Source organism: Burkholderia sp. 3C (assembly GCF_054589155.1).
In genome coordinates this window covers 72,190-98,037 of the sequence record NZ_BAAILN010000138.1, presented here as the reverse complement: position 1 = coordinate 98,037, position 25,848 = coordinate 72,190, and the positions used below count along the sequence as shown (strand labels likewise).

At 67.2% G+C, this 25,848-nt stretch carries 21 protein-coding genes; 5 read left to right on the top strand and 16 right to left on the bottom strand.

Going from position 1 to position 25,848, the window contains the following annotated elements:
• Positions 1-79 precede the first annotated feature (79 nt).
• From rsmA to ACYP33_RS29460, 4 genes are read right to left on the bottom strand one after another with little or no spacing between them, the layout of a single operon-like run.
• Entirely contained in the window at positions 80-901 is an 822-nt protein-coding gene (gene rsmA, locus ACYP33_RS29475) for a 16S rRNA (adenine(1518)-N(6)/adenine(1519)-N(6))-dimethyltransferase RsmA (RefSeq protein ID WP_414443048.1), read from the bottom strand.
• 37 nt (positions 902-938) lie between these two features.
• Positions 939-1,928 carry a 4-hydroxythreonine-4-phosphate dehydrogenase PdxA gene (gene pdxA, locus ACYP33_RS29470; RefSeq protein WP_459624871.1) on the bottom strand — a complete coding sequence of 330 codons (990 nt, stop codon included), beginning with the start codon at positions 1,926-1,928 and terminating at the stop codon, positions 939-941.
• 11 nt (positions 1,929-1,939) lie between these two features.
• A complete protein-coding gene (locus ACYP33_RS29465; RefSeq protein ID WP_459624870.1) occupies positions 1,940-3,295 on the bottom strand; it encodes a peptidylprolyl isomerase in 1,356 nt (451 codons plus the stop codon).
• Positions 3,296-3,353: 58 nt separating this feature from the next.
• Positions 3,354-5,714, bottom strand: coding sequence for an LPS-assembly protein LptD (locus ACYP33_RS29460; RefSeq protein ID WP_414451010.1), 2,361 nt, complete (start codon positions 5,712-5,714; stop codon positions 3,354-3,356).
• A 237-nt stretch (positions 5,715-5,951) separates the two neighbouring features.
• Between ACYP33_RS29460 and ACYP33_RS29455 the strand changes: the two genes are divergently transcribed.
• Positions 5,952-7,019, top strand: coding sequence for an aminoglycoside phosphotransferase family protein (locus ACYP33_RS29455; RefSeq protein WP_459624869.1), 1,068 nt, complete (start codon positions 5,952-5,954; stop codon positions 7,017-7,019).
• A 65-nt stretch (positions 7,020-7,084) separates the two neighbouring features.
• Positions 7,085-7,831 carry an N-acetylmuramate alpha-1-phosphate uridylyltransferase MurU gene (gene murU / locus ACYP33_RS29450; protein WP_459624868.1) on the top strand — a complete coding sequence of 249 codons (747 nt, stop codon included), beginning with the start codon at positions 7,085-7,087 and terminating at the stop codon, positions 7,829-7,831.
• Between the two features lie 4 nt (positions 7,832-7,835).
• On the opposite strand, the gene ACYP33_RS29445 is transcribed toward murU, so the two are convergent.
• Positions 7,836-9,704 (bottom strand): ABCB family ABC transporter ATP-binding protein/permease, encoded by a 1,869-nt coding sequence (locus ACYP33_RS29445; RefSeq protein WP_459624867.1) that lies wholly within the window; start codon positions 9,702-9,704, stop codon positions 7,836-7,838.
• 145 nt (positions 9,705-9,849) lie between these two features.
• Here ACYP33_RS29445 and ACYP33_RS29440 point away from each other — a divergent pair, with 145 nt between their 5' ends.
• Positions 9,850-10,248, top strand: coding sequence for an acyl-CoA thioesterase (locus ACYP33_RS29440; protein WP_414443055.1), 399 nt, complete (start codon positions 9,850-9,852; stop codon positions 10,246-10,248).
• Between the two features lie 27 nt (positions 10,249-10,275).
• Here the strand turns inward: ACYP33_RS29440 and ACYP33_RS29435 are convergent, their stop codons facing one another.
• Positions 10,276-10,788: a nitrate reductase associated protein gene (locus tag ACYP33_RS29435; protein WP_459624866.1), complete on the bottom strand. Its 513-nt coding sequence runs from the start codon at positions 10,786-10,788 to the stop codon at positions 10,276-10,278.
• Between the two features lie 155 nt (positions 10,789-10,943).
• Between ACYP33_RS29435 and fdhD the strand changes: the two genes are divergently transcribed.
• Positions 10,944-11,771 (top strand): formate dehydrogenase accessory sulfurtransferase FdhD, encoded by an 828-nt coding sequence (gene fdhD, locus ACYP33_RS29430; RefSeq protein ID WP_459624865.1) that lies wholly within the window; start codon positions 10,944-10,946, stop codon positions 11,769-11,771.
• Between the two features lie 71 nt (positions 11,772-11,842).
• Here fdhD and ACYP33_RS29425 read toward each other — a convergent pair whose 3' ends face one another.
• The 8 genes from ACYP33_RS29425 to ACYP33_RS29390 all read right to left on the bottom strand — a co-directional run bounded on the left by ACYP33_RS29425 (position 11,843) and on the right by ACYP33_RS29390 (position 22,133).
• Entirely contained in the window at positions 11,843-12,610 is a 768-nt protein-coding gene (locus ACYP33_RS29425; protein ID WP_459624864.1) for an enoyl-CoA hydratase, read from the bottom strand.
• A gap of 100 nt (positions 12,611-12,710) precedes the next feature.
• Entirely contained in the window at positions 12,711-13,910 is a 1,200-nt protein-coding gene (locus ACYP33_RS29420) for an acetyl-CoA C-acyltransferase (protein WP_414443059.1), read from the bottom strand.
• Positions 13,911-13,929: 19 nt separating this feature from the next.
• On the bottom strand, positions 13,930-16,365 hold the full coding sequence (locus ACYP33_RS29415; RefSeq protein WP_459624863.1) for a 3-hydroxyacyl-CoA dehydrogenase/enoyl-CoA hydratase family protein: 2,436 nt from the start codon (positions 16,363-16,365) through the stop codon (positions 13,930-13,932).
• A gap of 127 nt (positions 16,366-16,492) precedes the next feature.
• Entirely contained in the window at positions 16,493-18,280 is a 1,788-nt protein-coding gene (locus ACYP33_RS29410) for an acyl-CoA dehydrogenase C-terminal domain-containing protein (RefSeq protein WP_414443061.1), read from the bottom strand.
• Between the two features lie 55 nt (positions 18,281-18,335).
• Positions 18,336-18,935, bottom strand: coding sequence for a TetR/AcrR family transcriptional regulator (locus tag ACYP33_RS29405; RefSeq protein WP_013699351.1), 600 nt, complete (start codon positions 18,933-18,935; stop codon positions 18,336-18,338).
• A 251-nt stretch (positions 18,936-19,186) separates the two neighbouring features.
• A complete protein-coding gene (gene clsB, locus ACYP33_RS29400) occupies positions 19,187-20,461 on the bottom strand; it encodes a cardiolipin synthase ClsB (RefSeq protein WP_414443063.1) in 1,275 nt (424 codons plus the stop codon).
• Positions 20,458-20,934: a dihydroneopterin triphosphate diphosphatase gene (gene nudB / locus ACYP33_RS29395; RefSeq protein WP_414443064.1), complete on the bottom strand. Its 477-nt coding sequence runs from the start codon at positions 20,932-20,934 to the stop codon at positions 20,458-20,460. The genes clsB and nudB overlap by 4 nt, the downstream gene beginning before the upstream one ends.
• A 260-nt stretch (positions 20,935-21,194) precedes the next feature.
• Positions 21,195-22,133: an AEC family transporter gene (locus ACYP33_RS29390; RefSeq protein ID WP_459624862.1), complete on the bottom strand. Its 939-nt coding sequence runs from the start codon at positions 22,131-22,133 to the stop codon at positions 21,195-21,197.
• Between the two features lie 154 nt (positions 22,134-22,287).
• Between ACYP33_RS29390 and ACYP33_RS29385 the strand changes: the two genes are divergently transcribed.
• Positions 22,288-23,157, top strand: a complete 870-nt coding sequence (locus ACYP33_RS29385; RefSeq protein WP_459624861.1) for a LysR family transcriptional regulator — start codon at positions 22,288-22,290, stop codon at positions 23,155-23,157.
• A 124-nt stretch (positions 23,158-23,281) separates the two neighbouring features.
• Here ACYP33_RS29385 and aspS read toward each other — a convergent pair whose 3' ends face one another.
• Entirely contained in the window at positions 23,282-25,084 is a 1,803-nt protein-coding gene (aspS, locus tag ACYP33_RS29380; protein WP_414451000.1) for an aspartate--tRNA ligase, read from the bottom strand.
• 52 nt (positions 25,085-25,136) lie between these two features.
• Positions 25,137-25,787, bottom strand: coding sequence for a DUF502 domain-containing protein (locus tag ACYP33_RS29375; protein ID WP_414450999.1), 651 nt, complete (start codon positions 25,785-25,787; stop codon positions 25,137-25,139).
• Between the last annotated feature and the right edge of the window lie 61 nt (positions 25,788-25,848).

Sequence of the window (25,848 nt, the reverse complement as noted above, 5' to 3'; positions counted from 1 at the left end):
GACTCCGTGGGGACTGTTTTTTGGGAACGGCCGAATTTACCAGACCCGGCCGATGTTCGCCGGGCGCGCCGCGAACACCTTATGCGCGCGCGGCCGCCACGCGTTGCGCCAGATCGACGTATTCGGCCACGCCGACATCCTCGGCGCGACGCGCCAGATCGAAACCGAGCGCATCGAAATCCACGGTGTCGCGATACCCATGCAGCGTGTTGCGCAACATCTTGCGGCGCTGCGAGAATGCAGCCGTGACCACCTCGCCGAGCACCTCGACATCGACCGGCGCGATTTCGTGCGGCGCGTACGGAATCATCCGCACGATCGCCGAATCGACCTTCGGCGGCGGCTGGAACGACTCGGGCGGCACGTCGAGCATCTTGTCCATCACGTAGCGGTATTGCAGCATCACGGACAAGCGGCTGAACGCCTTCGAGCCCGGCTCGGCCACCATCCGCTCGACCACCTCGTTCTGCAACATGAAGTGCTGATCGACGACGCGTTCGGCAAACGTCATCAGATGGAACAGCAGCGGGCTGGAGATGTTGTACGGCAGGTTGCCGATGATGCGCAGCGTGGGCTTGTCGCCGGGCAGCGCCAGCGCGCCGAAGTCGAACGCCAGCGCATCGCCGGCGTGCAGTTCGAGCAGCTCGCCGAAGCGCTGCTTGAGGCGGCCGATCAGGTCGCGATCGAGTTCGACCGCATGCAGCGGCGATTCGGCGGTGGCGAGACATTCGATCACGGGGCCGGTGAGTGCGCCGAGGCCCGGCCCGATTTCGACCATGCGCTCGCCTCGCACGGGACGAATCGTCCTGACGATCGAATCGATCACGCCGTGATCGACGAGAAAGTTCTGCCCGAAGCGCTTGCGCGCGAAGTGTCCCTGGTGCTGTCTGCTGTTCGACATCGAAAACGAAAAAAACGAAAAAGGTGTGACGGCTGCTTCAGCCGGCGCGACGGTGACGTGCCATCGCCACGGCGGTGTCGAGCGCGGCGATCAGGCTGCCGCAATCGGCGCGGCCGGTGCCGGCCAGGTCGAGCGCGGTGCCGTGATCGACCGAGGTCCGCACGATCGGCAGGCCGAGCGTGACGTTGATGCCTTCGCCGAACGTCGCGTACTTCAGGACCGGCAGGCCCTGGTCATGAAACATCGCGAGCACGCAATCGGCGTGTTCGAGATGGCGTGGCTGGAACAAGGTGTCGGCCGGATACGGGCCGCGCGCATCGATGCCGCGCGCCTGGGCCTGCGCGAGCGCCGGCGAGATCACGTCGATTTCCTCGCGGCCCAGATAACCGTTCTCGCCCGCGTGCGGGTTCAGGCCGGTCACGAGGATGCGTGGCGCGGCGAGGCCGAAATGACGGCGCAGGTCGCGATCGATGATGGCCAGCGTGTCGACCAGCCCGTCGATGGTCAGCGCGGCGGATACGTCCTTGAGCGGCAGGTGCGTGGTGGCCAGCGCGACGCGCAGCGGCCGTTCGCCGGTGCCCGCCAGCATCATGACGACGCGCGCGGTGCCGGTACGCTCGGCCAGGTATTCGGTATGGCCGGTGAACGGCACGCCGGCATCGTTGATGGTGCTTTTCTGCAGCGGCGCGGTGACGATCGCGTCGTACTCGCTAGCCGTGGCGCCATCGATCGCGGCGTCGAGCAGGCCGAGCACATACAGGCCGTTGGCCGCATCGAGCCGGCCTGCCTGCGACGGCACGGCCAGCGGCCGGTGCACGATGTCGACGCCGCCGCCGATGCCGAGCACTGCGGGATCGACGCCGGCGGCCTGCGCGCGCTCGGCGAACAGGGCCGCGTCGCACAACACCGCGAAATGCGCGTCGGGCCAGCGGGTGGCCGCTTCCGTCAGCGCCCGCGCGCACAGCTCGGGACCGACGCCGGCCGGCTCGCCGGTGGTGATCGCGATGCGCAGCGGGGCGTCGGACATGGCGGTACGGCTCAGTTCGCCAGCGGCGCGTTCTTGATCTGCACGTAGGACGAATCGCGCAGCTCGCGCAGCCAGTCGGCATATGCCTGCTCGGCCTTGCGCTGGCCGATCGCCTGACGGGCGATATCCATCTGCTTCTGCACCGAACCTTCCGCATCGCGGCGGCCCAGCACCTGGATCAAGTGGTAACCGTATTCGCTGCGCACCGGCTGGCTGACCTGGCCGTCCTGAAGCTGGTTCATGGCGCGTTCGAATTCCGGCACCGTCTCGCCCGGGCTGATCCAGCCGAGATCGCCGCCTTGCGAGGCCGAACCGTCTTGCGAATAGGTACGCGCGAAGTTGGCGAAATCGCCGCCGGCCGCGACCTGGTTACGGATGTCGATCAGTTGCTGGCGTGCCTGGGCTTCGGACTTGCCGTCGCCGACGCGCAGCAGGATGTGGCGCACGTGGGTTTGCACGATCTTCGGCGAGGCGCCCGCGGTGCCCGCCGCCGGGCGACGGTCGACCAGACGCACGATTTCGAAGCCGTCCGGCACACGGATCAGGGCCGGATTGACCTGGCCGGGACGCAGTTGCGCGACGGCCTGCACGACGTCGGCCGGCAGCGCGCTTTGCGACTTGAAGCCGAGATCGCCGCCCGTCTTCGCGTCCTTCGCTTCCGAATCGCTCTTGGCGAGCTTCTCGAAGTTCGTGCCCGAGGCGAGCGCCTGCTTGAGCAGCGCGTCGGCCTTCTTCTGGGCGGTGTCGATCTGCGCTTCCGGCGCGTTCTGCGGCGCGGCGACGAAGATATGCTCGAGCCGCACGTCCTGCTGCGAACCGGCGTTCGGGCCGCGCTGGCTGGCGATGTAGGCCGCCACTTCGGAATCGGTCACGGTGATCTTGCTGTCGACTTCCTTCTCGCGCAGGCGCGACAGCAGCAGTTCGTTGCGCGCATCGCCGACGAACGTGCTCCAGGGCACGCCGAGCTTCTCGAGCTGGGCCTGGTACTGGTCGAGCGTCATGTTGTTGGCCGCAGCGAGCCGTTGCAGCGTGCTTTGCACGGTTGCATCGGTCACGGTGATGCCGTCTTCCTTCGCCTTCTGCAACTGGATGCGCTCCACCACCATCTGGTTCAGCACCTGCGAGCGCAGTTCGTCCATCGGGGGCACCGGGGAGTTCTGCTGTTGCAGGCGGCGCGAGATCAGGCTGACGCGCTGATCGAGCTCGCGGCCCGTGATCACGCCGTCGTTGACGACCGCCACGACTTCGTCGGCCAGCGTCGCGCCTTGCGCGCCGAGCGCCTGCGCGAGCGCCGGGGTGACGGACAGCAGCGACATGACGGCAACCAGACCGGACACGATTGCTGCGAAGCGAAGGGATTTCTTCATTGCCACGGAAACTCCATTGAAAGCAGGCTGGGCTCGCGCCGCAGCGGATGCGGACGCTTTAGTCATAGTTGCTGAATCGGGCCAGCGGCGGCGCCTGCGGCGGCAGCGGCGTGTAGCCCGGGACGCCTTCCTTGAAGGCGGCGACGAGGCCGTTGTCGACGCTCGTGAGCCCCTTGAGCGTCAGTTGGGCCATGAAGCGCGTCGCGGAATTCTGCTGCCCCGACGTGTTCACGCCGTTCGCGATGCGCTGGATGCCGACGCCGAGCGCCCAGCAGTCGGCATCGTACTGGAAGCCAAGTAGACCGTCGACCACGCGCTTGCTGGCCAGATCGTAGTTGAACCGGCCGACCGCGTAGAGGCGGCGCGTGAGCGGCCATTGGCCCGAGATCAGCACCTGGTTGATCGGTTCGTTGTCCAGCGTGGTGTTGGCGCGCGTGTAGCGGTAGGCAACGTTGATCACGCGGCGCTCGGCCGGGCTCCAGCCGAAGCCCACGCTCGATTTCACGAGCTGGTTGTTGTCCGCGTTGTACTGGAACGCCGTTTCCGACGCGAAATTCGCGCCCAGCTTGATCGACGCGCCGACGATCAGGTCCGAATGGCGGGCCTGGGTGGCGGCCTGGGTCTGGCCGAGCGTGACGCGCTGATCGGTGAAGTAGTACTGCTGGGCGATCACGAAGCGCGCGCGCTCGTCGCCCGTGGCCGGGTTCAGGAAACGCGTGGTGATCGCGGCCGTCAGGCGGTTTTCGTCGGCGATCCGGTCGTTGCCGACGAACGTGTTCGTCGTGAAGATCTCGGCCAGCCCGAAATCCGATTCGGCCGTGTCGAACAGCGGCGCGTTGAGCTGGTTGCGGTACGGCGTGTAGACGTAGAACAGGCGCGGTTCGAGCGTCTGGATGAAGTCCTGCCCGAACAGCCGCACCGAACGGTCGAACACCAGCCCGCTGTCGAGCGAGAGCGTCGGAATCGAGTAGGTGAAGCGCTTCGGCTGGCCCGGAATGCCGCCCGTCGTGGTGGTCAGGTCGTAGGATGCGATGTGCATCTGCGCCTTCGGCACGAAGAAGTAGCCGGGGCCGTAGACGCCGTACGACACGTACGGGTTGAACATCACGCGGTCGCCTTCCGGCTGATCCGCGGTGGTGATGCGGAACCGCGAGTAATCGGCTTCCGCGCCGAAATCGAAGCCGCCGACGTCGTACTTCGTGTACTTGACGTTCAACTGCGGCTCGCGGCCGTACGGCGCGATCGACGGCGGCAGCGTCTGCCAGTGCTGGTAGCGCGCCAGCACGGCCCACGGGCCGTTGTTGTACGTCAGGCCCGCTTCCTGTTGATACAGGGTTTGCGTGCCGTTGGCGAACTGGTTCGTCGAACCGAGGTCTTCCGGATAGGTGCTGTCCGAGACCTTGTTGTAGTAGATGTAGCCGCCGAAACCGCCGCCGAAGTTCTGCTGGTGCTGCCAGTAGATCGCGTAGCGGTTGCGGTGCGTCAGGTGGTCGTCGGGCAGATATTCGCCCGTCAGCGAGCCGGCGTAGTTCGGCGACAGATAGCGGAACTCGGCGCGCGTGAAGAAGCCGCGCTTGGAAATGAGTTCCGGCGTCAGCGTCAGGTCGCGGTTCGGCGCGATGTTGAAGTAATACGGCGTGGCCAGCTCGAAGCCGTTGGTCGAGCTCACCGAAACCGTGGGCGGCAGGAAGCCGCTGCGACGCTCGCCCGACAGCGGGAACGTCAGCCACGGGCTGGCGAAGATCGGCACGCCCTGGAAGAACAGCACGCCGTCGCGCGCCACGCCTTCGTCGGCGCCGGTGTCGAATTCGAAACGACTGCCCTTGATGTACCAGGCCGGATTGTCGCAGTTGCAGGCCGAATAGGTGGCGTCGGTCAGCACCGAGCGCTCGCTGTCGAGCAACTCGCCCTTGGCCGCGCTGCCCGAGCCGCCGGAGCTCGTGAAGCGGTACTTCGGCGTGCTCATGGTGCCCTGGTTCGCCTCGACCTTCAGGTGCGCTTCCGGGCCGTAGAACGTCGATCCGTTGCCCGACACCGTGACCTTGCCGTAGGCATCGGCCATGTCGGTGTCCTGGTCGTAGTGCAGCGCGTCGGCCTTCACGATGGTCGTGCCGCGCCGCAACTCGGCCGAACCCTTGGCGGCGAGATCCTGATCGGTGGTGCCGTTCGTGTGGTCGGCCAGCACGAAGCCGGCCGGCTTGCTGCCGGTGCGCAGCGGATGCTCCTCGAGCTGCGGCACGAGGCGCAAATCCCACGGCGACGCGCCGAGCGGCTGCGGCACCGCGGCCGAACCCACGAGCTGCGCCTGCGCGACCACGGGCACGAAGCCGGGTACGGCGATCAGGGCAACCGCGAGGCGCCGTTTGCGCGTCGCGGGCTCGCTGCGGGTGACAAACGGGAAAATCGGTTTAGGCGGCATCGATATCGGGCGAGTCGGCCCCGGGGGACCCCTGCGTTCGCACGTCGAGCCCCCCGCGCAATCGAACCGTGACTGCGTCGGACGCACACGAAGGGGGCGATCGGCGGGCAGCTCGACGGGCCGCAGGCGGGCTGCGGCCCCGCAACCGGCGGGGGATTGACACGGGACGCGTCAAAAAAGTCGTGGGGTATTATATGGCAAGACGTTCCCCCCTCCCCCGAGTTTCCGTTTCGTTCGATGACGCTCCCTTCCACCGCCCCCGCCTCGCCCACTCCCGACAGCACCGACCCGCGCCGCGACCAACTGCTCGCCTGGCTGGCCGGCTTCGGCAGCCGTTACGCGCTGGATCTCGCCACGCTCGCGCCAGCCTCGGCCGATGCGAGCTTCCGGCGCTATTTCCGGCTCGCGAGCGGCACGGCGGCCGGCGGCACGGTCATCGCGGTCGACGCGCCGCCGCCCGAGAAATGCCGCGAGTTCGTGCAGATCGCCGGCCTGCTCGAGGCGGCCGGCCTGCATGCACCCCAGGTGCTCGAGCACGATTTCGAGGCGGGCTTCATGCTGGTCACCGATCTCGGCACGGCCACCTACATCGGCGCGCTCGACCCGGCCGACACCGCCGCCGCGAAGCCGCTGCTGCGCGACGCGCTCGACGCGCTGATCCGCTGGCAACTCGCCTCGCGCGAGGGCGTGCTGCCGGCCTTCGACGAGGCGTTCCTGCGCCGCGAGATGGAACTGATGCCGGAATGGTTCGTCGGCCGCCATCTGGGCCGGGCGCTCGACGAGCGCCAGCGCGGCGTGCTCGATCGCACCTTCGCGCTGCTGGTGGCGAACGGCTTGTCGCAGCCGCAAGGCTTTATGCTGCGCGACTTCATGCCGCGCAACCTGATGATCGCCGAGCCGAATCCCAGCGTGCTCGATTTCCAGGATGCCGTGTGGGGGCCGCTGTCGTACGACGTCGTCTCGCTGCTGCGCGACGCGTTCATCAGCTGGGACGAGGAATTCGAGCTCGACTGCTTCGTCTACTACTGGGAACGCGCCCGCAAGGCCGGCCTGCCGGTCGATGCCGATTTCGGCGAGTTCTACCGCCAGCTCGAATGGACGGGCCTGCAACGCCACATCAAGGTGCTCGGGCTGTTCCCGCGCATCCACTATCGCGACGGCAAGCCGCACTACCTCGACGATCTGCCGCGCTTCCTCGGCTATGCGCGCAAGGTTGCGCAGCGCTACCGGCCGCTCGCGCCGTTCGCGAAGCTGCTCGACGAACTCGAGGGGCAGGCGTCCGTCGAGGTCGGCTATACGTTCTGACCGTTCCGACGCGCACCCCGCTTCCGATTTCCGCTTCCCGCCCCAGCCTTCCAGCCCTTGCCCCGATGACCGTCAAGCTCGATACCGCGATGATCTTCGCCGCCGGACGCGGCGAACGGATGCGCCCGCTCACCGACCACTGCCCGAAACCGCTGCTCGAAGCCGGCGGCAAACCGCTGATCGTCTGGCAGATCGAGCGGCTCGCCGCGGCCGGCTTCACCACCATCGTGATCAACCACGCCTGGCTCGGCGAACAGATCGAGGCCGCGCTCGGCGACGGCTCGCGCTGGGGCGTACAACTGCGCTATTCGCCCGAAGGCGAGGCGCTGGAGACGGCCGGCGGCATCGCCCAGGCTCGGCCGCTGCTCGACGGGCCATCGCCGATCTTCGTGGCCGTCAGCGGCGACGTGTTCTGTGAATTCGATTACGCCTCGCTGCGCGAGCGCGCCGCCGCGATGGCCGCGCTCGATGCGCCGGGCCTGCACCTGGTGATGGTGCCGAATCCGGCCTTCCATCCGGATGGCGATTTCGCGCTCGACGGCCACGGCCGGCTGTCGCTCGACGCCGCCGACGCCGCCGATGCCGCCGCAACGCGCTTCACGTTCGGCAACATCGGGCTCTACGATCTGCGCATGTTCGCCGACCTGCCGCCCGGTACGCGCCGCGCGCTGACGCCCTATTACCGCGACACCATCGCCGCCGGCCGCGCGACCGGCGAGCGCTACGACGGCCTGTGGGAGAACGTCGGCACGCCGGCGCAGCTCGCCGAGCTCGACGCGCGGCTGCGCGGTCGCGGCAAGCCTACCGCCTGAGCCCTCAAGCCCCGGGCACCTCGGGCACCACCTCGCGCTGCTGCTGTTGCAGCGCCCACATCTGGGCATAGTGGCCGCCCGCGCGCACCAGCTCGTCGTGCGTGCCGCGCTCCACGATCCGCCCGCGATCCATCACGATGATCTGTGCGGCGTGCACCACGGTCGACAGCCGGTGCGCGATCACGAGCGTCGTGCGATGCCGCGCGATCTGCTCCAGCTCCTGCTGGATCGCGCGCTCCGAGCGCGAATCGAGCGCCGAGGTGGCCTCGTCGAACACCAGCACCGGCGGGTTCTTGAGGATCGTGCGCGCGATCGCCACGCGCTGCTTCTCGCCGCCCGACAGCTTCAGGCCGCGCTCGCCGACGGTCGTGTCATAGCCCTTCGGCAGCCCCTCCACGAACGCATGGATGTGCGCGGCGCGCGCGGCCGCGATCACTTCCTCGCGCGTCGCTTCGGGCCGCCCGTAGGCGATGTTGTAGTGGATCGTGTCGTTGAACAGCACGGTGTCCTGCGGCACGATGCCGATCGAGGCGCGCAGCGACGCCTGCGTGACGTCGCGCAGGTCCTGCCCGTCGATCGTGATCGCGCCGCCGGGGCCGCGCGGCAGATCGTAGAAGCGGAACAGCAGGCGCGACAGCGTCGACTTGCCCGAGCCGCTGTGACCGACCACGGCCGTGGTCGTGCCGGCCGCGATCGTGAAGCTGACATCGTGGAGGATCTGCCGCGCCGGCTCGTACGAGAAGTTGACATGCTCGAAGCGCACCGCCGCGCCACTCACCGCCAGCGCCGGCGCATCCGGCGCATCGGCCACCTCCTGCGGCGCGGACAACAGCCCGAACATGCGATCCATGTCGGTCAGGCTCTGCTTCAGTTCGCGATAGACGATGCCGAGGAAATTCAGCGGGATGTAGAGCTGCAACATGAACGTGTTGATCAGCACCAGATCGCCGAGCGTCAGGTGCCCGGCCAGCACGCCCTGCGTGGCGCGCCAGAGAATCAGCACGAGGCCCACGCCGATGATCGCCTGCTGCCCGAAATTGAGCAGCGACAGCGAGCGCTGCGAACGGATCGCGGCCTGCCGGTAGCGTTGCAGGTTCTCGTCGTAGCGCCGCGCTTCCCATTCCTCGTTGCTGAAATACTTGACCGTTTCGTAGTTGATCAACGAATCGATCGCGCGCGAACTGGCTCGCGAATCGAGCTCGTTCATGGTGCGGCGATAGTGCGTGCGCCATTCCGTGACCTTGATCGTGAACACCACGTAGCCGGCCAGCGCGCCGAGCGTGATGATCGCGTACCACGCGTCGTATTTCACGACGAAGAAGCCGAGCACCAGCCCGACCTCGATCAGCGTCGGCAGGATGCTGTAGAGCGAATAGGAAATCAGTTGCTGGATGCCGCGCGTGCCGCGTTCGATGTCGCGCGACATGCCGCCCGTCTGCCGGTCGAGATGAAAGCGCAGCGACAGCCCGTGCAGATGCCGGAACACCTGCAACGCAAGCTGGCGCACCGCGCTCTCGGTCACCTTGGCGAACAGCATCTCGCGCAGCTCGGTAAACAGCGAGGTGGACAGCCGCACCAGCGCATACGCCACCACCAGCAGGCCGATGCCGCCCGCCAGCACGATCGGCGCCGAGTGTTCGGCGCGGCCGAGCGCCTGCAGATGCTGGACCGGCGCGAGGCCGTCGACGATCCGCTTCATGACGATCGGCACGCCGAGGTTGGCCAGCTTCGCGCCGATCAGGCACGACAGCGCGAGCAGCACCCGCCCCTTGTAGGTGGTCAGGTAGGGCAGCAGCGAACGAATCGTCTGCCAGTCGTTGCGCGGCCCGGTGGCGGCCGGCGCAGGTTCGGAGGAAGCGGGGAAGCGACGCATGGGGGGACGGTGCGCATGCCGTCGGCGCAAGGCCGGACACGCGCTTTCTCGTACAATTTCGGAAGCCTGCATTGTCGCAGAAGCCGATTCGCGTCGCTGCCCTCCGGTCGCGCCGCGCCGGCCATCACCGAGTGGAACCCCCGTCATGACCGAATCGTCGCCGCAACTCCCGCAACAGCAGCCCGCGCTGCGCGTCGTCCCGCAACCGTCCGAGGCGAACGTCCACGGCGACGTGTTCGGCGGCTGGATCATGTCGCAGGTCGACATCGCCGGCTCGATCCCGGCCAGCCGCCGCGCCAACGGCCGCGTGGCGACGGTGGCGGTCAACTCCTTCGTGTTCAAGCAGCCGGTGTTCGTCGGCGATCTGGTCAGCTTCTACGCGCAGATCGTCAAGACCGGCAACACCTCGATCACGATCGGCGTGGAAGTGTATGCGCAGCGCATGGGGCTGGCCGGCGAGGTGGTGAAGGTGACCGAGGCCACGCTGACCTACGTGGCGACCGATTCGGAGCGCCGCCCGCGCGCGTTGCCGCCGGTCGCCTGAGCTGGCTGCCGATCGCCGGCTGCCGGCTCAGGCCGGCGCCAGCGCGAACTCGCGCATGGCCGGGATGAAATCGTGGTTGAGCTTCGGCTTGCGCGACAGCTTGGCCAGCACGTAGCGCTCGAAGGCCCCAAGCGCGGCCCATTGCGCCGGCGACGGCGCCGTCAGCCCGGCCAGCGCGCACTGTGAAACCAGCGCCGAAGGCACTGCCGCCCGATTCGCCCAGCCGGGTGCGGGCTCCGGCTCGAACGTTTCGGCGGCCTCGACGCCCTGCGCTTGCAACAGCCCCGCGAGTGCCTCGCCAAAGCGCACATCGGGCTCGGGATTTTCCCTGTCGGGAGCGATGTCCGGGCCGGCGCCGGCCGCCACCGGAAACCGCGCCAGCCGCTTGCGCGCGTCGAGCGGCAGCCGCTGCCACTGATCGAGCGAGATCCGCAGCCCGCAACGGTCCAGGTGAAAGCGCACGATCATCGGGATGTAGGTGAAATCCTCCGACGAATCGATTTCGAAGCCGAACAGCAACGGCGCGTCGCTCAGTTCCATGCGTATTCCGGTAGTGAAAGGCCGAGTGGCGGGCGACGGGATTCGCCGCGATCCGGTATTGTAGAACCCGGCCGCGCGGCCGCGCTTGCCCGTGCATGCGTCGTGCCGGCACACCATGAATCTGCAGAACCCGCTGCCCCCCGCTGGAGCCTCCGTTGAACCCATCCCCCGAATCCCTCGAACCGAACGGCGCCGTCGAAGTCGCGATCTCGCGTCATCGCGGCGGCGAGATCGCCGGCACCGCCGATCACGTCGGCCAGGAATGGCCCGTCGCGCTGGTGTACAACGGCATCTCGCACGCGGTGATGATGTGCACGCCGCGCGACCTGGAAGCGTTCGCGGTGGGCTTCTCGATCTCGGAAGGGATCGTCTCGCGCGGCGCCGACATCAAGGATATCGAAGTGACGCTGCGCACCGACGCGGCCATTCCCCACGCGGAAATCCAGCTCGACGTGATTCAGCAGGCGTTTCTCGCGCTGAAGGACCGGCGCCGGGCGCTGGCCGGGCGCACCGGTTGCGGCGTATGCGGCGTCGAGAGCATCGACCTGCTCGACCTGGCCCCCGAACGCGTGCCCGTGACCGGCTTTCTCGATCGCCTGGCGCCCGACGCGCTGGCGCAGGCGGCACGCGCGCTGCCCGAGCATCAGGCGCTGACCAAACTGACGGGCGGCCTGCACGCCGCCGCCTGGTGCGACGCCACGGGCGCGATCCGCTGCGCGTTCGAGGACGTCGGCCGCCACAACGCGCTCGACAAGCTGATCGGCCATCTGGTGCTCGCGCGCGCCGATCTGACCGACGGCTTCGTGTTCCTGTCGAGCCGCGCCAGCTACGAGCTGGTGCGCAAGGCCGCGCGCGTCGGCATTCCGCTGGTGGCGACGATTTCGGCGCCGTCGTCGCTGGCGATCGCGATCGCGCGCGAAGCGGGCCTGCGGCTCGTCAGCTTCTGCCGTGAATCGGGCTACGTGGATTACGGCACGGCCTGACGTCGCGCGCGCGGGTACGAGCCGGCCAATCATCATGGCCGGGCCGTTATCGTCGATCGCCTGCGACGCGCTCAGTCGAACTGACGGAAATCGGGCTTGCGCTTCTCGAAGAACGCGCTGATCGCCTCGCGCGCTTCCGGCCCGCGCAGCATCTCGCCGAAATGGCGCGCTTCCTCGTCCATGCGCTGCGCCACCTCGATCGTGCTGCCGGTGCGCTTGATCAGCGCCTTGGTCACGCGCAACGACGAAGCCGGCAACGCCGCCAGCTTCGCGGCCTGCCGCGCCGCGAACGCGTCGAGTTCGGCGGCCGGCAGCACGCGATTGACGATGCCGATGCGGTGCGCTTCGAGCGCATCGAACGGCTCGCCGAGCATCAGCTTCTCGGCGGCGATCTGATGGCCCGTCAGGCGCGTCAGCAGCAGGCTCGACGCCGCTTCCGGGCACAGCCCCAACTGCGTGAACGGCAGCGACAGCTTGGCCGTATCGGCCGCGTACACCAGATCGCAATGCAGCAGCATCGTCACGCCCACGCCCACCGCGATGCCCGGCACCGCCGCGACGATCGGCTTGGCCGCGGTGCTGATCCGGTCCAGGAACTGGAACACCGGCGCGTCGGGTGTGTTCGGCGGCGACTTCATGAAATCCTCGAGGTCGTTGCCGGCGCTGAAATTGCCGTCGCTGCCACGAATCAGGATCACGCGCACCGCGCTGTCGTCCTGCGCGCCGGCCAGCGCATCGGCCATCGCCTGATACATCGCCGCCGTGATCGCGTTCTTCTTCGCGGGGCGCGCGATCGTGATCGTCAGGACGCCGTCCGCGACGTCGGTCTGGATATCCATCTCACCGTCTCCTCGTATCTCGTGCGTAAAAATCTCGTGCGTAAAAAAGCGGTGCGCGAGCGTTTGCCCGCGCACCGCCGTGATCGGCTGCGAAGCCCGCTTACAGCCGTTCGATGATGCCGGCGGCGCCCATGCCGGTGCCGACGCACATCGTGACCATCCCGTACTTCAGGTTGCGGCGGCGCAGCGCGTGCACCACGGTGGCCGCGCGGATCGCGCCGGTCGCGCCGAGCGGGTGGCCCAGTGCGATCGCGCCGCCCATCGGGTTGACCTTCGACGGATCGAGGCCCAGGTCGCGGATCACGGCCAGCGATTGCGCCGCGAACGCCTCGTTCAGTTCGATCCAGTCGAGATCGTCCTGCTTGAGGCCGGCAGCCTTCAGCGCGGCCGGAATCGCTTCCTTCGGGCCAATGCCCATGATTTCCGGCGGCACGCCGCGCACCGCGAAGCTGACGAAGCGCGCCAGCGGCGTCAGGTTGAATTCCTTGAGCACCTTCTCCGACACGACGATCAGCGCACCGGCGCCGTCCGACGTCTGCGAGCTGTTGCCGGCCGTGACCGAACCCTTGTTGGCGAACACGGTGCGCAGCTTGGCCAGGCCTTCCGGCGAGGTGTCGGCGCGCGGGCCTTCGTCGAGCTTGAGCTCGCGCGTCAGCACGTCGATTTCACCGGTGGAGAGGTTCGGGAAACGCTCGGTGATGAGGTACGGCGCGATCTCGTCGCCGAACTCGCCGGCCTGCTGCGCGGCGAACGCCTTGCGGTGCGATTCGACCGAGAACGCGTCCTGATCCTCGCGGCTCACCTTCCACTGCTCGGCCACGCGCTCGGCCGTCAGGCCCATGCCGTAGGCGATGCCGACATCCTCGTTGCGATCGAAGATGTGCGGCGACAGCGACGGCTTGTTGCCCATCATCGGCACCATGCTCATCGATTCGCAGCCGCCCGCGATCAGCGCGTCGGATTCGCCCACGCGAATCCGGTCTGCCGCCATCGCCAGCGCGGTGATGCCCGATGCGCAGAAGCGGTTGACGGTCACGCCCCCGACCGTGTTCGGCAGGCCGGCCAGCAGCGCACCCATGCGCGCCACGTTCAGGCCCTGCTCGGCTTCGGGGATCGCGCAGCCGATGATGGCATCCTCGATCAGCTTGGTATCGAGGCCGGGCACCTGGGCGACGGCCGCCTTGATCGCATGCACCAGCAACTCGTCGGGGCGCGTGTTCTTGAACGCGCCGCGCGGGGCCTTGCCGATCGGCGTGCGGCTCGCGGCGACAATATAGGCGTCTTGCAGTTGTTTGCTCATTTGAAGCTCCTTAGGTCGCTCAGTTACGCACCGGCTTGCCGGTCTGCAACATGCCCATGATCCGTTCCTGCGTCTTCTGCGTGCCGAGCAGTTCGACGAAGGCGCGGCGCTCCAGCGCGAGCAGCCATTCCTCGTCCACCGTGCTGCCGGCTTCGACGTCGCCGCCGCACACCGCTTCCGCGATCCGGCTGGCGATGCGGTAGTCGTGCTCGCTGATGAAGCGGCCGTCGCGCATGTTGACGAGCTGCGCCTTGATGGTCGAGATCGCCGAGCGGCCCGCCACCGGAATTTCACGGGCCTTCAGCGGCGCGCGGTAGCCGGCATCGGCCAGCGCGCGCGCTTCCTTGCGCGCCACGTCGAGCAGTTCGAACACGTTGAACACGATGGTGTCCGACGGCTTCACGTAGCCCATCGCACGCGCATCGTGCGCCGAGGCCGACACCTTCGCCATCGCCGCATTCTCGAACGACTTGGTGACGAACTTCAGGATGTCGGTGGTCGCACCGGCCGCCGTGGCGGCTTCGGCCGCGCGCAGCGCCGCTTCCTTGAGGCCGCCGCCCGCCGGCACCAGGCCCACGCCCACTTCCACCAGGCCGACGTAGCTCTCGACGTGCACCACGCGCTTGGCGCTGTGCAGCATCAGCTCGCAACCGCCGCCGAGCGCGATGCCCGACACGGCCGCCACCACCGGCACGTTCGCGTACTTCACGCGCAGCATGCCTTCCTGGAACTTCTTGACGAACGGCTCGATGCCCTTCGCGCCGCCCATCATGAACGCGGGCATCGCCTCCTCGAGGTTCGCACCGGCGGAGAACGGGCCGCCCGGCGTGCCGAGCTTCAGCGAGGTCGGCTGCCAGATCACCACGGCCTTGTAGTCCTTCTCGGCCAGCTCGATCGCCTGCACCAGCCCGTCGATCACGCCCGGGCCGATGGTGTTCATCTTCGACTTGAACGAGACGATCACCACGTCGTCCTGGCCGGCGCGCTCGTCCACCCAGGCACGCACCGAATCGGATTCGATCAGCGTCTTGCCCCACGTTTTAGGATCGCGTCCGGCCTCGCCGATCAGCGGTGCGCGGAACACCTGGCGCTCATACACGGGCAGCGTCGAGCGCGGCACAAATTTGCCGGCGGCCGGCGACCACGAGCCTTCGTCGGTATGCACGCCGCCCTTCTCAGCCACCGCGCCTTCGAGCACCCACGACGGCAGCGGCACGTTGGCGAGCGCCTTGCCGGCTGCGATGTCTTCCTGCACCCATTCGGCGATCTGCTTCCAGCCCGCCGCCTGCCAGCCTTCGAACGGGCCCTCGCTCCAGCCGAAGCCCCAGCGGATCGCGAGGTCGACGTCACGCGCGTTGTCGGCGATCGATTCGAGGTGGTAACCGATGTAATGGAACACGTCGCGGAACACCGACCACAGGAACTGCGCCTGCGGATGCGTGGACTCGCGCAGCAGCTTCAGGCGCTCGGCCGGCGGGCGCTTGAGGATGCGGCCCACGGTTTCGTCGGCCTTCGCGCCGCCATCTACATAGCTGCCCGATTTCGGATCGAGCACCTTGATCGCCTTGCCTTCCTTCTTGTAGAAGCCCGCGCCCGTCTTCTGGCCGAGCGCGCCCTGCTTGACCAGCTCGGCGAGCACCGGCGGCGTTTCATACACGGGGAAGAACGGATCGTCGGCGAGGTTGTCCTGCATCGTCTTGATGACGTGCGCCATCGTGTCGAGGCCCACCACGTCGGCGGTGCGGAACGTGGCCGACTTGGCGCGGCCCAGGCGCGCGCCGGTCAGGTCGTCCACTTCGTCGAAGCGCAGGCCGAACTTGGCAGCCTCGGTGATCACCGCCAGGATCGAGAAGATGCCGACGCGGTTCGCGATGAAGTTCGGCGTGTCCTTGGCGTGCACCACGCCCTTGCCGACCACGCTGGTCAGGAAGGTTTCGAGCTGGTCGAGGATCTCGGGCCGCGTGTGGGCGGTCGGGATCAGTTCGACGAGGTGCATGTAGCGCGGCGGATTGAAGAAGTGCACGCCGCAGAAGCGGGCCTTCAGCTCGTCGGCAAAGCCATCCGACAGCGCGGTGATCGACAGGCCCGAGGTGTTCGACGCGAAGATCGCGTTCGGCCCGAGGTGCGGCGCAACCTTCTTGTAGAGGTCATGCTTCCAGTCCATGCGCTCGGCGATGGCCTCGATCACGAGGTCGCACTCGGCGAGCTTGGCGATGTCGTCTTCGTAGTTGGCCGGTTCGAGGTATTTCGCGTCTTCCTTCACGCCGAACGGCGCGGGCGACAGCTTCTTGAGATTCTCGATCGCCTTCAGCGCGATGCCGTTCTTCGGGCCTTCCTTGGCCGGCAGATCGAACAGCAGCACCGGGACGCGCGCGTTGACGAGATGCGCGGCGATCTGCGCGCCCATCACGCCGGCGCCGAGCACGGCGACCTTGCGAATGATGAAATTGCTCACGGGATTCCTCCGGATGGAAACGCGCGTCGTGCCCGGCGGGCTTGGAGTCGGACGACGCGGCGTATGAGAGTGCGAGGTGTACCCATGGCGGCAGCGCATGACTTGCGCCGCCGCCATGGGCCGGGCATCAGAACAGCGCTTCGTCGACTTCCATCAGCGTCTTCGAGCCGGCGCGCGCGGCGCGGATCGTGGCCGCCGTTTCGGGCAGCAGACGCGCGAAGTAGAAGCGCGCCGTGGCCAGCTTCGACTTGTAGAACGGATCGCCCGACGCTTCCTTGTCGAGCGCGAGACGCGCCATGCGCGCCCAGAAGTACGAGAACACCAGATGGCCGGCCGTACGCAGGTAGGGCACCGCGGCGGCGCCGACTTCGTCGGGGTTCTGCATCGCCTTCATGCCGATTTCCATGGTGAGCTTCTGCAGCTTTTCACCGATGTCGGCGAGCGGATTGACGAACTCGGCCATTTCCGGCTTGACGCCTTCGGCTTCAACGAACTCGGCGACGATCGCGCCAAACTTCTTCAGCTTCGCGCCCATGTCGCCGAGCACCTTGCGGCCCAGCAGGTCGAGCGCCTGAATCGAGTTGGTGCCTTCGTAGATCATGTTGATGCGGGCGTCGCGCACGTACTGCTCCATGCCCCACTCGGCGATGAAGCCGTGGCCGCCGTAGATCTGCATGCCGTGGTTGGTGCACTCGAACGCGTTGTCGGTCAGGAACGCCTTGATGATCGGCGTGAGCAGCGCGACCAGATCGGCGGCTTCCTTGCGGGCCGCTTCGTCGCCGTGCGACAGCTCCTTGTCGATCTGCAGCGCCGACCAGTACGTGAAGGCGCGCGCGCCTTCGGCGTAGGCCTTCTGCGTGAGCAGCATGCGGCGCACGTCCGGGTGGACGATGATCGGGTCGGCCGCCTTCTCGGGCGCCTTCGGGCCGGTCAGCGAACGCATCTGCAGGCGTTCCTTCGCGTAGGTCAGCGAGTTCTGATAGGCGATTTCGGTCAGGCCCAGGCCCTGCATGCCCACGCCGAGGCGCGCCGCGTTCATCATCACGAACATCGCGTTGAGGCCCTTGTTCGGCTCGCCGACGAGCCAGCCCTTCGCGTTGTCGAGGTTCATCACGCAGGTGGCGTTGCCGTGGATGCCCATCTTGTGCTCGATCGAGCCGCACTTGATGCCGTTGCGCTCGCCCGGTTCGCCCGACGCATCGGGGATGAACTTCGGCACGATGAACAACGAGATGCCCTTGGTGCCCTGCGGGGCGTCCGGCAGGCGCGCCAGCACGAGGTGGACGATGTTCTTCGACATGTCGTGCTCGCCGCTCGAGATGAAGATCTTCGTGCCGGAGATCACGTAGGCGCCGTCGCTGGTGGGTTCGGCCTTCGAGCGCAGGATGCCGAGATCGGTGCCGCAATGCGGCTCGGTCAGGCACATCGTGCCGGTCCATTCGCCCGAGACGAGTTTCGGCAGGTATTGCTGCTGGAGTTCGGGGGCGCCGTGCGCATGCAGGCATTCGTAGGCGCCGTGCGACAGGCCGGGGTACATGGTCCAGGCCTGGTTCGCGGAATTCATCATTTCGTAGAGCGCGTTGTTCACGAACGCCGGCAGGCCCTGGCCGCCGTAGTCCGGATCGCAGCCGAGCGCGGGCCAGCCCGCCTCGATGTACTGCGCGTACGCTTCCTTGAAGCCGGTCGGCGTCTTGACCACGCCGTCGCCTTCATATTTGCAGCCTTCGCGGTCGCCCACCTGGTTGAGCGGGAACAGCACCTCGGCGCAGAACTTGCCGGCCTCTTCGAGCACCTGATTGATGGTGTCCGCGTCGAGATCCGCGTGTTTCGGCATCTGCTTCAGTTCGGCTTCGACGTTCAGCAACTCGTGGAGCACGAATTGCATGTCGCGCAGCGGGGCAACGTACTGTCCCATGACTCTCTCCAAAGATAGGGCAATGGCTCGAGCCTCGCGCGGCGTCACTGCGCCGCTACCGGCTCTCGCTCTGATACGAAACGATCGTCTTTTCCAGCGCGGCCCAGGTCAGGCGAACGCCGTCCGGCAGATGCAGGAAACGGGCGTCGTGATGCAGGCCGAGCGTGAAGCTGTACAACTCGAAGAGCATCACGTCCGGATCGGTATCCGGGCGCAGATGGCCTTCGTCCTTCGCCTGCGAAATCGCGCGCAGCAGCGCCGCACGCCAGGCCGTCACGCTCGCGATCAACTGCTCGCGCACCGGGCTGTCCGGCCGGTCGTCGTACTCCACCGCGCCGCTGATGTAGATGCATCCGGTCGTCACTTCCTGGATGCGCTTCTCGATCCAGCGGGCCAGCATCGCACGCAGACGCGGCAGGCCACGCGGCTCGCGCAGGCTCGGAAAGAACACCTCGCTCTCGAAGCGGCGGTGATACTCGCGCACGACCTCCACCTGCAGGTCCTCGCGCGATCCGAAATGCGCGAACACGCCGCTCTTGCTCATCTGCATGCGCTCGGCCAACAGGCCGATCGTCAGACCTTCCAGCCCGTCACGGCTGGCGAGGTCCAAAGCTGCTTCGAGTATCGCGGCACGCGTCTGTTCGCCTTTTCGCATAAGCTTGATGTCTAAACCGTTCACGGGTGATCCAGAAAATCGAACGGCCGTACTATTATTGAGTGCGGCCGTCGTTCAAACAAGGAATTAATTAGAAACCGGTGTCTAACCGCCCGGCTATTGTTGTCAGGTTCGGGCGCAACCGGAAGCAGGGCTTGTCCGCCCCTGCCGGGGGCTTGCCGACAGCCGCATTACAAGCCGCCCGTCACGCAACGAACGGGCCTGGCGGCGGCGCGATGGCCGGCTGGCGGCTAGTCGTAGCTGCCCACCGTCAGCAGCTTCATCGACCAGCGGTACGCGTTGTACGCCAGCCAGTTCAACATCCGCTCGCCCACCGGGCGCGCCGCAAATCGGGCCGGATCGATTTCGCGACCGTCGGCAAAGGCCGCGTCGATCGCCTCGCGCAGCGCGCGAATCTCGTCGTCGTGCTTCACCAGCACCACGTTCGCTTCGTTGTTGAGCATCAGGCTCAATGCATCGAGATTCGACGAACCGACCGTGGCCCAGTTGTCGTCGACCACCGCCACCTTGCCGTGCAGCATGGTCTTGTCGTACTCGGCCACCCGCACGCCGGCGCGCAACAACGCATGATAAAGGAACGGCACCGCGGTATCGAGCGCGGCAAATTCCTTGCGCCCGATCAGCACGCGCACCTCGATGCCGCGCCGCGCCGCGTTGGTCAGCGCCCGCCGCAGCTTGCGACCGGGCATGAAATACGGGTTCGCCAGCACCACCGATTGCCGCGCACGGCCGATCGCGGCGAGGTAGGCCTTCTCGATCGCGCGCCGGTTCAGCACGTTGTCGCGCGCCACGAACGCGACGCTCGGCTCGGTGATATGGCGCAGCGCCCCCGCCTTGATCCAGCGGTGGCTGCGCATCCAGCGCCGGAAGCGCGCCGCGAACGCCTCGCTGGTCACCACCGGCGGCGCGTATTGCGCGTAGCGCTTGTGGCCCATCCGCACGCGATACCACTGCACCTCGAACGCGGCGCGAATGTCGGCCACGGCCGGCCCGGCCAGCTCCACGGCGAAATCCCAGCGCGCGAACGGCAGCGTCTCGCCGTTCTGGTCGAAATCGTCGACGATGTTGATGCCGCCGCAGAACACGTAGGCATCGTCGACGCAGGCCAGCTTGCGGTGCGTCCGCGAGAAACCGAAGCGGCCGAACAGGTAACGGTTGTAGATCCGGTGCTCGATGCCGGCCTCGGCCCATTGCTCGAACAGCGGCAGACGCGCCGTGCCGATGCCGTCGGTAATCACGCGCACGTGCACGCCGCGCGCGGCGGCGCGCAACAGCGCGTCGGACACCAGGCGGCCGGCAGGATCGTCGCAAAAGATATAGGTTTCGAGCAGTACCGACTGCGAGGCGGCATCGATACGGCGCACCAGCAGCGGGAAAAACTCCGCGCCGCCCGTGCAGAGCGTGACGGTGTTGCCGGACGAGAACGCGAGCCGCGACGACGAGCCGCGCTCCTGCAGGAACAGGTCCCGCAACTGGGCCAGACGCAGCCGCTGGCTGCCGCTCATGCCTCGCGCGCCGCGAGACGCTCGGGCAACTGCAGGATCGCTTCGGCGTTGGACGGCGAGTAGCAGCGCTCGGCCGCCTCGCGATACGGCAGCCAGACGTAATCGGTGTGCTCGCGCGGCGACAGCGTGACGGCAATCCCGGCTGGCACTTCGAGGCTGAACCAGTGCTCGGTGTTGCGCGTGACGCCCGGCGCGTAGCGGTGGAGATAGTGCGGATAGATCGCGTAGTCGATCTGGTGGCGCCAGTCGTAAAGCGCCTCGGCCGGCACGGCGGCGCTGCCGACCACGATGCCCGTCTCCTCGCCTACCTCGCGCGCGGCGGTGGCGCCGAGCGGTTCGTCGAGCCAGTCTTTCGCGCCCGTCACCGACTGCCAGAAACCGGGTTGATCGGCGCGCTTGATGATCAGCACGTCGAGCGCGGCGGTGTGGATCACGACCAGAACGGATTCGGGGATTTTTGGCGGCTTCGTCATGACTTGCGGGGCTTCGGCCAACGCGCGTCGAGTACGGGCGGCGGCCAGGCGGGGGCTTCGGAACCGGCAGACTGTACCGCAAAACGGTGGCCGCCGCGTGTCGAACCAGCGGCGCGGCGGGCAGGCGCTTGCCGCATCGCAAGGCGGCGGTGCGGGCGCGTAGGCATCGGCAAGCCGCGGATCTGAAGCACCCTGCCCCATTGCGAGGCCGTTCGGGCGTCCGTCTCTTCAGCCGGTCACGCACTCACCGATGCACTCGATCAGGCGCGCGGCACGACCGTCAGCAGCACCGTCAGCGTGACGATCGATGCGATCGTCGAGAACAGGATCGTGCGCGAAGTCACCTGCGGCTCGCGACGGTAGAACTCGGCCAACATGAACGGCCCCGTGCCGGTCGGCAGCGCCGCCAGCACCACCGACATCGACACCATCACCGGCGACAGATCGAACACGCGCGCGGCGAGCCACCAGGTCAGCGCCGGCTGCCCCACCAGCTTGATCACGGTCAGCAGCAAGGCGTCGGGCAGCACACCGTGCGCGGGACGCTTCTCGGCGAGGAACAGCCCGAGGCTCACCAGCGCGCACGGGCTGGCCGCGCCGCCGAGCAGCTTGAGGAATGTCTCGACGCTGGCCGGCGGCACGACATGCGCGGCCGACACGAGCGCGCCGACGATCGGCGAAACGATCAGCGGGTTGCGGCCGAGCGAACCGAGCACCTTCAGCGCGAGCCGGTGCGGCGCACGCTCGCTTTGGAGGCCCACCTCGATCAGCACGATCGCAAAGCCGAACAACACGCAGGCAACGATGATCGTGGCGATCGTGGTCGGCATCAGGCTGGCCGGACCGAACACCAGCAGGCACAGAGGAAAGCCGATGTAGCCGGTGTTCGGATAGGCGGCCGCGATCGCGTCGACGCTGGCGTCGGCGAGCGGCCGGCCGCGCCAGAGCCGCACCGCCAGCACCACGAGGAACAAAGCCGCGCAGGCAATCGAGAACGCGGCGATGAAGCGTGGCTGGTCGAGCTGCGCCCAGGTCGCATGCGCCATCACGTCGAACAGCAGCGCCGGCAGCGCGAGCCAGACGACGAAGCGGTTCAATTCCGACGCGGCGGTCGGGCCGAGCAGGCCGCGCCGACGGCACAGGAAACCGGCGAGAATCAACGCAAAGATGGGAAGCAGGATGGGCAGCGTGGCGAACACGGCAAGACTCGACGAGAAAAACGAAAACTGGCCGGCACACAACGCGACACGGGCACACGACGGCACCCGGCGGGCCGGAAAGCCGCGAGGGTAACTCGCCAACTTGATACAATCCAATGCGATTTTTAGGTCGATTCCATACCTTTTTTGCATCGTGATCGATATCAAGCCGCTTCGTTACTTCGTCGTGCTCGCCGAGACCGGCCATTTCGGCCGCGCCGCGACACGGCTGAACCTGTCTCAGCCACCGCTGTCGCGCCAGATCGCGGCGCTCGAAGCCTCGCTGGGCGTCACGCTGGTCGAGCGCGGGCCGCGCGGCGTCACGCTGACGCCGGCCGGCGAGCGCTTCCGCGACGACGCGAAGGCAATCCTCGCGTCGATCGAGCGCGCCGCGCATCACGCGCGCGCCGCCGCCTCGGGCGCGGCCGGCAAGCTGACGATCGGCTTCACGATGTGCGCCGCCTACAGCGTGGTGCCGCGCTACGCGCGCGAATTCGGCGCGGCCTGGCCCGAGGTGGCGCTGCACCTGCGCGAAACCGTCTCGAACGATCTGGCCGAACAGGTGCTGAACGGTCATATCGATGCCGCCATCCTGTTTCCCGGCTCGCCGCTCGTGGGCCTCGAACAGCGCACGGTGGTGACCGAACCGCTGTGCGTCGCGCTGTCGCGTGACCATCCGCGCGCCCGGGCGCGCAAGCTGCGGATCGCCGAACTCGCCGACGAGCCGTTCGTGGCGGCCGTCGAGATCGTGTCGCCCACGCTGCGGGCGGCGATCGTCGATCATTGCCGGCAACTGGGTGGCTTCGAGCCGAACATCCGCCTCGAAGTGCAGTTGCAGCAGACCGTGCTGGGGCTGGTGGACGAAGGCGTGGGCGTGGCGCTGGTGCCAGCCTCGATGCAGCGCGCGCAATGGGCCGGCGTGGTGTTCCGCCCGCTCGTCGACGCGCCGACCATCGAGCAGGCGCTGATGTGGTCGCCGTCGAACCGCAACCCGTGCCTCGCACGCTTTCTCGCGCTCGCCTGAGCGCCCGCACCCTGCCCGCAGCAATCGACAAGGACGATCGGCGGCAGCAATAAAAAACCCTGCCGGCGTTGCCACCGGCAGGGTTTTTGTCTTGCGGCGCCACGCTTCACGCGGCGCACGGCACTCAGGCCTTCGGCTGTTCCGGCTGGCGCAGACGGATATGCAGTTCCTTCAGTTGACGCTCGTCGACCGGGCTCGGTGCCTGCGTCAGCAGATCCTGCGCGCGCTGGGTCTTCGGGAACGCGATCACGTCGCGGATCGAATCGGCGCCGGCCATCATCGTGACGATGCGGTCCAGGCCGAACGCGATACCGCCATGCGGCGGCGCGCCGTATTGCAGCGCGTCGAGCAGGAAGCCGAACTTCGCCTGCGCTTCTTCCGGGCCGATCTTCAGTGCGCGGAACACCTTGCTCTGCACGGCTTCCTGGAAGATCCGCACCGAACCGCCGCCGATTTCCCAGCCGTTCAGCACCATGTCGTAGGCCTTCGCCAGGCAGCGGCCCGGGTCGGTTTCGAGGTATTCGAGGTGCTCGTCCTTCGGGCTCGTGAACGGGTGGTGAGCGGCCACGTAGCGCGCATCGTCCTCGTCGTACTCGAACATCGGGAAATCGACCACCCACAGCGGCTTCCAGCCCGATTCGACGAGGCCGTTGGCCTTGCCGAATTCCGAATGGCCGATCTTCAGGCGCAGTGCGCCGAGGCTGTCGTTGACGACCTTCGCGCGGTCGGCCGCAAAGAAGATGATGTCGCCGTCTTGCGCGCCGGTGCGCTCGAGGATCGCGGCAATCGAGGCGTCGTGCAGGTTCTTGACGATCGGGCTTTGCAGGCCGTCGCGACCCTTGGCCTTTTCATTGACCTTGATCCAGGCCAGGCCCTTCGCGCCGTAGATGCGCACGAATTCGGTATAGCCGTCGATGTCGCCGCGCGTCAGTTCGCTGCCCTTCGGCACGCGCAGCGCCGCGACGCGGCCGTCCTTCGTGTTGGCCGGTGCGCTGAACACCTTGAACTCGACGTCCTTCATCGCGTCGGTCAGCTCGGTGAATTCGAGCTTCACGCGCAGGTCCGGCTTGTCCGAGCCGAAACGCGCCATCGCTTCCGAATACGGCATGACCGGGAACGTGGCGGCCAGTTCGGCGCCGATCGTCGTCTTGAAGACGTGACGGATCATTTCCTCGAACAGATCGCGGATTTCCTGCTCGCCCAGGAACGAGGTTTCGCAGTCGATCTGCGTGAACTCGGGTTGGCGGTCGGCACGGAGGTCTTCGTCGCGGAAGCACTTGGTGATCTGGTAGTAACGATCGAAGTTCGCGACCATCAGCAACTGCTTGAACAACTGCGGCGACTGCGGCAGCGCAAAGAACTGGCCGGCGTTGGTGCGCGACGGCACCAGGTAGTCGCGCGCGCCTTCCGGCGTGCTCTTGGTCAGCATCGGCGTTTCGATGTCGATGAAGCCTTGCGCGTCGAGGTACTTGCGCACTTCGATCGCCACGCGGTAGCGCAAGCGCAGGTTGTTCTGCATGTGCGGGCGGCGCAGGTCGAGCACGCGATGCGTCAGGCGCGTGGTTTCCGACAGGTTGTCGTCGTCGAGCTGGAACGGCGGCGTGATCGACGGGTTCAGCACCGTCAGTTCCTGGCACAGCACCTCGATCTTGCCGCTCTTGAGGCCGGCGTTGATCGTGCCGTCCGGACGGCCGCGCACGAGGCCCTTGATCTGAATACAGAACTCGTTGCGCACGCCTTCGGCCGCCGCGAACATCTCCGCGCGATCCGGATCGCACACCACCTGCACGAGGCCTTCGCGATCGCGCAGGTCGATGAAGATCACACCGCCGTGATCGCGGCGGCGATGCACCCAGCCGCACAGCGACACGGTTTGACCCAGCAGGTGTTCGGTCACGAGACCGCAGTATTCAGTTCGCATCGACATGATGTTTGCTTTCGTTCGGTTTGATCAACGGGGCGCAACGCGCGCCCGGGCATTACAGCGGAGGTTCGACGGGCGGACGCGCGGGTGCGGGCACGGGCACCGACGGCGCGACGACACCCATCGAGACGATGTACTTCAGCGCGGCGTCGACCGACATGTCGAGTTCGACGACTTCGCTTTTCGGCACCATCAGGAAGAAGCCGGACGTGGGGTTCGGCGTGGTTGGCACGTAGACGCTCACGTACTCTTCCTTCAGGTGATTGACCACGTCGCCGCCCGGCGCACCGGTCAGAAACGCGATCGTGTAGGAGCCGCGCCGCGGGTACTCGATCAGCAGCGCCTTGCGGAACGCATTGCCGCTGCTCGACAGCAGCGTGTCCGACACCTGCTTGACGCTGGTGTAGATCGGCCCGACCACCGGGATGTGACGCACCACGGCGTTCCACCAGGTGACGAGCTTCTGGCCGATGAAGTTCTGCGTGGCCAGACCGACGACGAAGATGAACGCCAGCGTCAGCACCGCGCCGATGCCCGGCAGATGGAAGCCCAGCAGGCGCTCGGGTTGCCACGATTCCGGCAGCAGCAGCAGCGTCTGATCCATGATGCCGATCACCGACCCGAGCACCCACAGCGTGATCGCGAGCGGGACGAGGACCAGCAGGCCGGTCAGGAATACGGTTTTGAGGGTCGTCTTCTTCATCATCTGCCGTCAGGTAAAGCGCGCCGCTGCCGGCACGAACTGGCCGCCGCCCGCGCCGGGCGGC